Source organism: Nitrososphaerales archaeon, from assembly GCA_025058425.1.
Taxonomy (GTDB): domain Archaea; phylum Thermoproteota; class Nitrososphaeria; order Nitrososphaerales; family JANXEG01; genus JANXEG01.
On the sequence record JANXEG010000053.1, the window covers coordinates 1 to 8558 of the forward strand.

The following is an 8558-nucleotide window of genomic DNA, read 5'->3' on the forward strand; positions in this document are numbered from 1 at the left end:
GATGGTAAAGAGTATAGGAGTGATGTCATTATCTATCCGGATCGTGTAGATAGTAAATGGTGGAGGAAAGTGGGGCACGAACTTTGTATCGATGATATAAAGGACATTATCAATGAAAAACCTGAAGTTTTGGTCGTAGGTACAGGTTATAATGGTTATATGAAGGTTTTGCCTGAAACGAAGAAGTTTTTGGAATCGAGGGGTGTGGAATTGATAGTAGAGAAGACCACTAGCGCATGTGAGATTTACAACCAATTATCTAGATCGAAGAAGGTAGTCGCAGCACTTCACCTAACCTGTTAATCCCTTCTTTTCAACTCACTATTTAACCATCTGATGTAATCATCACTTCCTTTAACGATCGGTATAGCTAATACTTCAGGCACTTCGTAAGAGTGATTTGCGCGAATGACAGCTTCTACTTCACTGTAGAGATCGTTGCGAGATTTAATGATACATAACCACTCTTCCGCCCTTTCGATCTTACCTCTCCACCAATACATACTCGCTATTGGCCCTATAATTTGGGCACAGCCAGCCAAACGCCTCTCCACGAGGATCTTAACGATCTTCTCAGCCTCATCCTTACTACTTGTGGTCGTCACAATATGTATGTAATCACCCATATCCACACTCATATATCTTCAACCATCTAAATTCTTCATACTTTATGATTTTAACTTTTGGGCATCGCCAAGAGCGAGGTGTATAGGGCGTAGAGATCGTTCTTCTTCTCACATTCGTTGCATATGCATTTTGGAGATATCCTCAATTTATCACAAATATCATCATAATCACACAATCTGCATTTGATCACCTTTCCACAGATGAAGCACTTGATCGCGAATTCCACATCCTTGCCCAATACAGACTTAAGGATCGATGCCACCATAGGGAGGTTAGTATTTATATCTGCTTTAAACCCGTACTTACTCTCGTACTTTAAATTGGCCTCCTTCACAAGTTTGATAAAATCATCACTACCCAACTTGGGGAGTCTAAACCATTCATCGAGGACGATCTTCATCTCTTAACGGCCTCCCAAACTCTATCTACTTCTTTCATAAATACTTTTTTTGAACCTTCATCGAACCCTAGAAGGTCACAGAACTTCTCCAGATCGATCTTACTTCGCTTTAAGATCACAGCCATATAGGGTAGGTAAAGATCGATGACTGTATTACTCGATGTGTGGAAGAGCTTTGCGAGTTTCAGCCCGATCGATTTGAATGCTTTCGATTCATTCCATATTCTAACCTTTAGCTGCCATGGGATACTATCCTCACTCCGCTTTACTTTACCTCTTGGGATAGTTTGAAATAGTGAATAAGCGAGTAATTCATCAAAGTATCTGAGAAGTCTCCACTCTTGAGTCCTATTTATCCTCCCGATTAAAATATCGATAGTTGAGAGGGCGTTGAGTATCGGGACCAGTTCTTCGATGCTCAGATTGCTACTCATAACGCTATTGTAAATGAGTCTAACTTTATCCACCGGTAGACCGTTCCACCTCTTCACATAACTATATATCTCATCGATCGAATCGGCAGATAACAACATATCTAAACCTTCTAACAGATTAAAGGTTTCATCCCTCTCATGAAGTACAGATATTCCACCCTCCTTTACAGCCAACGCGTAAGCGTAAGTAGTGTTGATGGCAGCCCTTAAATCGCCATTCGCTGAACGAACGATATTCCCCAAATCCTTCTTATTCAGCTTGATACCTTCTTTCTCCAAAATGTATGAGAGGTAAAGTTCTATCAACTTGGGAGGAATGCGTTTAAAGTGGAATACGTTGGTTTGGGACATCAACTTCCTTATCCTTTCGTCTTCCTCATCGTTGGCTGCGAATACCACAGGAACTCTACCGATTTTGATCAACTCATTAACGAATTCCATACCACCGTAATCGGCCCTGCCGTAAATACCATCGACTTCATCCAGAAAGATCAAGACCTTCTCATTAAAAAGGCCTTTAGATGATAATGCTGGGCTCAAAATTCTTTCGAGCTTCTCCTTCGTCCTTACATCACTCGCATTCAAATCTATAACTCGATAATTCAAGAGATTGGCTGTAGCGTAGACCAAGGTCGTCTTCCCCGTACCGGGAGGGCCTATCAAGAGTGCTGGCTTTTCACCTTCTTTCCAATTCTCCAACCAATCGATAAATCCCAATCTACTTTCTTCATTGCCCACCAGAAGGTATGGGTTCGAGGGTCGGTACTTCTCAGTCCACATTAAAATCTCCAACCATCAAAAATTAGATCTAAATAAAGATCTAGATAAAGTACGTTATTAATTGTTATTAATATCGCCTCACCATAATGAGTTAAGATCGGTGTGGGAGGGTATTGGAGGGTTTCATTCTTCAAAATCGAAATACCCCTCCTACCACGAATGATACCAAGCCCATGAACATCCCCATCAAAGTAACCTTCTTGATCCTTAATGCATTCTGAGGAGTATAATCCTTAAGGATGCTGATCGATGCATAAACGAAGATGGCATCGGGTATAAGGATCAATAGAGTATAGGTTAAACCGACGATTCTAAAGATGATCGGTAAAAAGCTGAGTGTTACCGCTACCAAGAATAAAGTCGCACTGAAGCGGGCTGCATATGCACTACCATACACCCTTGCTACCGATTTTACATCCCTCAATTTATCGCCTTCAACATCCGAAATCGTCTTTACCACCTCCCTCCCCGTTGCTGCGAGGAATGATATGATCGTTAAAAACCATATTAATAGGTCATCTAACTTACCGATCGCGAAACCACCGTATATGTAAGGTATCGATACTGAGAGGGCGACCATCATATTCCCGATCAAACCTTTCCTCTTCCCCCAAGAGTTGTAGATCCAGGCGATTATGGCGAAGGTTAAAGCGATGAGGAAGTTAAAAGTACTGATCAAGATAGCGCTGAATAAACCTATCATCAATAGAACGATCGATAGTAGAATCGCCGATTTGATCGTAACCTTCCCACTTGGCAAAGGTTTGTGAGGATTATTTACACGATCGACCTCTAAATCGTAACAATCGTTGACGACCATAGAGTAGGAGGATATGAAGAAGCCCGTCATAAAGCCCAGTAGAGATTGGGGTGAGAATATCATTTTGGGCGAAGCGATCACCACCCCTACCAGGACGGCGAAACCGACCATGAGCGAATTTATAGGCCTCATCAAAGTTATACTCGCTATGATACTCATCTTCGCTCAAACCTCATCCCTGATACTTGATAGTAAATCACTTCCCCTCTCCTTTCGATTACCGCTAAAATCATATCCTTCCCCATCCTCGAAACCTGAGTTACCATCTGGCTCAAATCTTTTAAACTCATCTCCCTCCCCTCATTCAACCCAGATACCAGGTACTTGGCGGGCTTTGACCCATAGGTACCTCTTTCATAAACTCTAAAATCTACTCCAAAACCAAAACCCCCTTTTGCCACATACCCTCTACTTCTTAAATCTCGATAGATCAAGAACCTTGTCCACGCATTCGGATCCTTCTTCAACGAATAATCTACAAACTCATCGAAGCTAATATCCTTCCCTCCCTTGCTAACCTTCAGCTTATTGATGTAGAGAAGATAAAGTACTTCATAATCCTCGAGTCTAAGCTTCCCCCCTTCCTCTTCACCATAGCCACGATTCTTGAGCTCTTGTATTGCATTCGGATCATCGATGATCACACCTTTCTTTAAAAGCCGTCCTGAATAAATGGGTAGGGCCTCTTCGCTCATGCCGCCATGCCATATATAGATAAAAGTGCTTTAAATGATTCTCCAATCTTTTACACATATTCTAAATAGGTTGTGATCGAATATAATAAAATTGACAAATTCTTTAAACGATTCTTAACAACACACTTAAAAGTTAGAGAAACGTTTCTCTCTATGTTGCAAGAGGTAGGCATAGTGCTTCATCAATCGAGGAGTGGAAGGTTGATTCTGAAGGCATTAACGAAGGTCGAACCGGGCTCTATACTCGTCGATTCTAAAGGCAAGAAGGTCGCTAAGGTCGTAGAGATGATCGGGCCCGTCAATTCACCTTACATCTCAACGATTCCACTTACTGATAGAGTCAATAAGTTAATAGGTAGTAAATTGTATGTTTCTAAGGTCGTGAAGAAGGTGTAAAGATGCAAAAAGATTCAAATGATTTAGATATTACATCGTGCCCTTCATGCCAGAAGTCTCTTGTTGAAGATCGTGAGAAGGGCGAATTTGTCTGCCCATACTGTGGATTCGTAGTTAAAGGGAAGGTCGAGGATCAGGGGCCGGGGTGGAAGGCGATCGATCTAGAAGATAAGCAGAGGCGAGTACACGTGGGCTCGCCAAGAACCTTAGGTCTGCACGACTATGGTTTGACTACAGAAATCGGGAATAATATAGGAGAATCCTATGGGAATGGTTTAGATCCTTACATGCGTATGAGTATCAATAAGATGAAGAAATGGCATACGAGAGTAAGAGTTTTGACGGCCGAGGAGAGGGGGCTTTCGATCGTACTTTCAAAGATGAATGAAATCTGTTCAATCCTTAACCTACCCAAAACGGTCTTTGAAACCGCAGCCCATATATACCGTACGGCCATGAAGATGAAGGTTGCGAAGAGCAAATCGATCATAGGTATGAGTTGTGCATCGATCTATCTTGCATGTAGAAAGTGTAACGTTGGGAGGACCTTGAAGGAGATCGCCCACGCTGCGAATATTGACGAGAAGGTATTGGCAAAGTACTATCGATTCGTTTTAAAGGAAGTAGAGAAAGAATACATACCACCTCTCTCTATAGAGAGATACATATCGAAGTTTACGAATATGGCGAAGATCGATCCGAAGGTGGAGAGGCTCGCGCTATTTCTCGCTGCCCAAACGAAAGATAGTAAGATTTCTAGTGGGAAGACCCCTGTAGGTTTAGCGGCCGCCTATGTTTACATGTCATCGGTCTTGCTTGGTGAATATCTTCCCCAAAGAGATATAGCCGATGTGGCAGGAGTGACCGAAGTAACGGTGAGGAATAGATGTCGTGAAATACTAGAGAATTTTCATGTGAAGCAAATACTTAAACCTATACGTGATGAATAAAAAAGTGAATAAAAGATTATTTATACTTCATTAAATCAATTATTTAATGAGATACATAAAAATGGTGGAAAGTGGTAATGAGTCAAGAAGGTGAGAAGGGAAAAGGAGACCTTACATTGAAGGTTTATAAAATGATAATCGAACGCGGGAAGGAGGGGATCTTTCAAAGTGATCTATGGAGATCATTAGGTCTGACAAGTAGAGATGGGTCAAGGCTCGCTATCAGATTGGAGAAGATGGGTTTGATTAGGCGTGAGAAGGTTTTGGATAAGGGGCGATGGACGTATAGACTTACACCCTTAAGGCTTCCGATTCGGATGGAATCTATCGAGCATAGCCCATGTATAAATTGTGAGAATGAGGCAAAGTGTGCACCGGATGGAGCGGTAACACCTTACACCTGTGATTCTCTTATAAATTGGGCTAGGAAAGAGTACGAAGAATTTATCGCAAAAGAGAGTCACGTTACCAATGAAAGTGCCAATATGGACAAGGTTTAAGAATATTAGAAATCGACCCTGAATGTCGACTCGAATATTCAAACAGAGAATAAAGGATGGAAAGAATAATAGGATAGAGATAAAATACTAATTAGATGAAAAAGATATAGCATGTAAAATGAGGGTCCAAGAGGCTAAACGAGATTTTTATAGGCAACTCGCTAAGAAGATGGGTTTCAGAAGTAGGGCAGCATTTAAATTGATTCAAATAAATCAAAAGTATAGAGTGATAAAACCGGGTGATGTTGTAGTAGATTTCGGTTGCGCACCCGGTGGTTGGCTTCAAGTAGCATCTAAAGCTGTAGGTAAAGACGGTTTTGTGTTAGGGATCGATCTTAAAAGGGTTGAAGGGATAGAAGGCAACGTATCGACGATCGTTGCCGATGTTATGAATGGCGATATAGATAAGATGGTATTATCAAAATTACCGAGGATGGCAGATGTGGTACTTTCAGATTTAGCACCGAAGGTCTCGGGAGTGTGGGAGTTGGATCATATAAAGCAGATCGATCTGACGAGGAGGGTCGTCTCAATTTTACCTCAGATTCTGCGCAGAGGCGGTTCGGCCATTCTTAAAGTATTCGAAGGAGAAATGTTCAACGATATCGTTAAGGAGGTCGAAAAGGTATTTAAGGTAGTTAGAATCATCAAGCCTAAAGCGAGTAGAAGTAAGAGTAGTGAAGTATACTTATTATGTACTGATTTTCGAGGCTATTAACTCAAGCTCTTAATAACCTCTTTTAATACCGATATCGGTGCATCGGTCTTAACACCTTTGGGGTTCATCGCCGTTCTCGACGCATTAAAACCTCTACTCTTAAGCTCATCCACCAATTTTGAGGGGCTGATCGATGCTACACCGATTTCATTACACAATCTATCGGTGATGTAGTATGTAGGTGGCGAATCGATCTCCTCAATAGCCATCTTCACGATCTTCATACACCCTTTCATACCCAGTTGCTCAGATAGATTCAAGACTCGATCCAAGATCTGCCTATCGTAAATCTTACCGATCCAGAGGGGGCCTGCCAATCTCTTATTCGCACCACAATTTTTACAATGTGTTATCGGAGTACTGCTCACACACCTATCACCACATTTGAAGCAATGTGCAATATAACCTAGATTGCTCGCAGTTTCTTCGGCCGATCCTTTGCTGTAGTAAATATAGGCGTATATTCGATTGTAATGAACGGTAGTATGGCAAAAGAGTGGTTGAATTCCACAATCGAGCCTGATCGCACAGTACGCTAATGAACCATAGAGTAAGCGTATCGCAATCTCATGGCAGTATTCTGTCCTTAATGACCACCCATAATACTTTCTAAAGGATACCTTGGGATACACACCACAGAGTACAGCTGTATCTGTAGCGGTAATGGAGATCAACCCCCCATCCTTGATCGCTCTTAATCCACAGTCGAGGAATGGGGATGGTGAACCGAATGGATCGATATCGATTATGTGAAAGCGCTCGCTTGGGGCTGAATGCTCGATGAGAAATACGCAAGCATCCTTTACAGAGAAGCGGCATTTTTGCAGAACGTTATTATATTCGGCCGATTTACGGGCATATTTGATCGCTGTTGGATTTAGGTCATTTAGGTAAACGACATCAATATTGGGAACCTCTACCGCAACTCTAATTCCTCTCGCCCCGACCCCAGCGAGTGAGTCGGCCATAGATATGCCACCAGATTCAGATTCGGATCTATCGATCATTATTGAATTATAGACAAGGATCGAAAAATCACGCGCGAGTCTACCGAGGGGGTTGAAGAATGCTGGTAATTTAGATGGGACTCTTGCATCTAAGGATGATTTCGGTACAAAGAGAGTAGTTTTGCCTTCGACGATCCTGACCGTTTTATCTTCATTCATACAAATAAATAATATTAATGCTCAGCTACCATTTACTCTTTACCAATTTTTTGCCTTATCTCTCCACGCACCATTGCAAGGGCCCTTGCAATTTCTCTTATCACCTTCGACTTTGCTTTTAACTTCTCTATAGAAATGTAACCGCTCTGAAGGTAGATTCGTTTAGGATAGATGGCAACGACAGATTCAGGGTGATAGCCAATCCTCTTCGCAGCCTCTTCCAACTCCTTTAATGTAGGATTCCTCACCGATTGGTTCAGAGGAACCCTTCTACCCTGACTTCTACTTAGAGTCGAGTTAAAGTAATCGAGCCAGATGATCAAACGTTGATAATCCTTCAACTTAGAACCTCTATGATGATATTATGGAATTAATGGAATTATTTAATTAAGATGGCGTTTATTACACCGTGTTGAGAAGGCCTACTGGTAACTTTTGCCCTACCGAGCTCGGTATCTAGTATTGCACCTTTCGTAATTACACCTTTACGTTCAAAATCAAAGTTCGCTGGATTACTCAGAACCCTTAAGATTTTCACCTTTGTGACCTTTTTAGATACGGGGTCTAAAACGTTCGCATATTCACCCATCTTTAAAGCGATTTTAACACCGCCTCCCCTCACTCTCTTCTTCACCCTTTCCTCAGCCCCCAAAAGAGTCTCTATCATATACTCATCACGTTGGTACTTTCTTACCCCTGCGTGGGGCTTTCTCCTTCCTCCACTCGGTTTGCGCTTCAATATATTTTCGTAGGGCATAATAGACTACTCCACGCATTTGCAAAGATATCGATCGAAGGTAAAAATCTTTCCATACAACATCTCATCAATTTGAAGTTACTAATAATTTACCCATCTTTATTAAAGTTGAAAGTCGATGTTGATATTGATAGATAACCTCTTAAATCCTTCAACAACTGTATTTCGTTAAGTTTTTGAGGGGGCAATCTCTCCCATATAATACCAGTAGGTTTAGAATGAATTTTGTTCACACGAATGGTACGAGTCGGTGTTACGATGATATCTAGGGTTACATCGTATTCATCAAGAGGAATATTGTTGACGATCTGTATA

The 8558-nt window shown here is 41.6% G+C and carries 14 protein-coding genes; 5 read left to right on the top strand and 9 right to left on the bottom strand.

Annotated elements, in window-relative coordinates:
• Window positions 1-303, top strand: a 303-nt coding sequence (locus tag NZ896_05695) for an MTH938/NDUFAF3 family protein (protein ID MCS7116945.1), incomplete at its 5' end; no start/stop codon positions are given.
• On the opposite strand, the gene NZ896_05700 is transcribed toward NZ896_05695, so the two are convergent.
• From NZ896_05700 to endA, 5 genes are all read right to left on the bottom strand, one after another.
• Complete coding sequence (locus tag NZ896_05700; protein ID MCS7116946.1) at window positions 300-638, bottom strand: divalent-cation tolerance protein CutA; 339 nt, start codon at window positions 636-638, stop codon at window positions 300-302. The genes NZ896_05695 and NZ896_05700 overlap by 4 nt on opposite strands.
• A gap of 38 nt (window positions 639-676) precedes the next feature.
• Entirely contained in the window at window positions 677-1027 is a 351-nt protein-coding gene (locus NZ896_05705; GenBank protein ID MCS7116947.1) for a hypothetical protein, read from the bottom strand.
• Window positions 1024-2241, bottom strand: coding sequence for an AAA family ATPase (locus NZ896_05710; GenBank protein ID MCS7116948.1), 1218 nt, complete (start codon window positions 2239-2241; stop codon window positions 1024-1026). The genes NZ896_05705 and NZ896_05710 overlap by 4 nt, the downstream gene beginning before the upstream one ends.
• Before the next feature lie 130 nt (window positions 2242-2371).
• Window positions 2372-3220 carry a UbiA family prenyltransferase gene (locus tag NZ896_05715; protein ID MCS7116949.1) on the bottom strand — a complete coding sequence of 283 codons (849 nt, stop codon included), beginning with the start codon at window positions 3218-3220 and terminating at the stop codon, window positions 2372-2374.
• Entirely contained in the window at window positions 3217-3756 is a 540-nt protein-coding gene (gene endA / locus NZ896_05720) for a tRNA-intron lyase (GenBank protein MCS7116950.1), read from the bottom strand. Before endA ends, NZ896_05715 begins: the two co-directional genes overlap by 4 nt.
• Before the next feature lie 153 nt (window positions 3757-3909).
• Between endA and NZ896_05725 the strand changes: the two genes are divergently transcribed.
• The 4 genes from NZ896_05725 (at window position 3910) to NZ896_05740 (ending at window position 6320) form a co-directional block, all read left to right on the top strand.
• A complete protein-coding gene (locus NZ896_05725) occupies window positions 3910-4152 on the top strand; it encodes a Gar1/Naf1 family protein (protein ID MCS7116951.1) in 243 nt (80 codons plus the stop codon).
• A gap of 2 nt (window positions 4153-4154) precedes the next feature.
• Window positions 4155-5102, top strand: a complete 948-nt coding sequence (locus NZ896_05730; GenBank protein MCS7116952.1) for a transcription factor IIB — start codon at window positions 4155-4157, stop codon at window positions 5100-5102.
• Window positions 5103-5179: 77 nt separating this feature from the next.
• Entirely contained in the window at window positions 5180-5602 is a 423-nt protein-coding gene (locus tag NZ896_05735) for a transcriptional regulator (protein MCS7116953.1), read from the top strand.
• A 118-nt stretch (window positions 5603-5720) separates the two neighbouring features.
• The gene (locus NZ896_05740; protein ID MCS7116954.1) at window positions 5721-6320 is read left to right on the top strand and encodes an RlmE family RNA methyltransferase; all 600 of its coding nucleotides are present in this window, start codon (window positions 5721-5723) and stop codon (window positions 6318-6320) included.
• On the opposite strand, the gene NZ896_05745 is transcribed toward NZ896_05740, so the two are convergent.
• The 4 genes from NZ896_05745 to NZ896_05760 all read right to left on the bottom strand — a co-directional run.
• Entirely contained in the window at window positions 6317-7486 is a 1170-nt protein-coding gene (locus tag NZ896_05745) for a tRNA (guanine(10)-N(2))-dimethyltransferase (protein ID MCS7116955.1), read from the bottom strand. The two genes, NZ896_05740 and NZ896_05745, sit on opposite strands and share 4 nt — an antisense overlap.
• A gap of 32 nt (window positions 7487-7518) precedes the next feature.
• Window positions 7519-7827, bottom strand: a complete 309-nt coding sequence (locus tag NZ896_05750; protein ID MCS7116956.1) for a hypothetical protein — start codon at window positions 7825-7827, stop codon at window positions 7519-7521.
• A gap of 38 nt (window positions 7828-7865) precedes the next feature.
• Entirely contained in the window at window positions 7866-8243 is a 378-nt protein-coding gene (locus tag NZ896_05755) for a 30S ribosomal protein S8e (GenBank protein MCS7116957.1), read from the bottom strand.
• 89 nt (window positions 8244-8332) lie between these two features.
• The coding region (locus tag NZ896_05760) for a 5-formyltetrahydrofolate cyclo-ligase (protein MCS7116958.1) at window positions 8333-8558 on the bottom strand (226 nt) is incomplete at its 5' end.